Raw genomic sequence first — 552 nt, 5'->3', positions numbered from 1 at the left:
CTGTCTCGAGAGCAGCTTTATCGGTCGTTCAGTAGCAAGGGCAATCCAACCTTAAAAACCATGTTGACGGTAATGAGAGCCCTGGGCGTGGATATGACAGCTCGAATGCACTGATCCCCTGACCCAAATTTTAGGGTCAGGGGATCAATGGAACAGAATAACCGTGAACGAACACCGGATTGACTTGGTCACTTAGCCTTTACAACCCAGAGCTGATCAAGCCGCGTCGTGTAGCTCTGGCTCATTTGCTCACGCCGCATTCCCCAATCTGGAACGACTGGTACTGACCCTGTACGCAGTGTCCCACGTCCCCACTTGCCGTTGATCATGTCCAACGCAGCCATCAGCCGATCTGAGCTCATCGGCTGACTGGCAGCGAACAGGTCATCGGTAAACTCGCCTGGCTGACAAATATCCATCAGCAGCACTTCCGCTTTGCTATACCTGAAGCCTGGTCGAAAAATCCGCGAAACCGCCTCGGTCGCGTACTGAGTCATCAGCCGCACATCGTTAGTGGGGTAGGGGAGCCCGCAGAATTCGGAAAAAATCGTA

1 protein-coding gene and 1 pseudogene (1 of these 2 only partly in view) are annotated in these 552 nt (G+C 53.3%); one reads left to right on the top strand and one right to left on the bottom strand.

Annotation, left to right across the window (positions count from 1 at the left end; genetic code table 11):
* Positions 1-114: pseudogene (locus ALO64_RS20695) on the top strand (addiction module antidote protein) (it extends 181 nt beyond the left edge of the window).
* Between the two features lie 74 nt (positions 115-188).
* Here the strand turns inward: ALO64_RS20695 and ALO64_RS20690 are convergent.
* A partial coding sequence (locus ALO64_RS20690; protein WP_157058685.1) for a DUF4113 domain-containing protein occupies positions 189-552 on the bottom strand: 364 nt, incomplete at its 5' end.

Origin of the sequence: Pseudomonas meliae (genome assembly GCF_001400515.1) — a bacterium.
Lineage (GTDB): Bacteria > Pseudomonadota > Gammaproteobacteria > Pseudomonadales > Pseudomonadaceae > Aquipseudomonas > Aquipseudomonas amygdali.
Note: the sequence above shows the minus strand (reverse complement) of the source record. Positions and strands in the feature narration are given on the sequence as shown.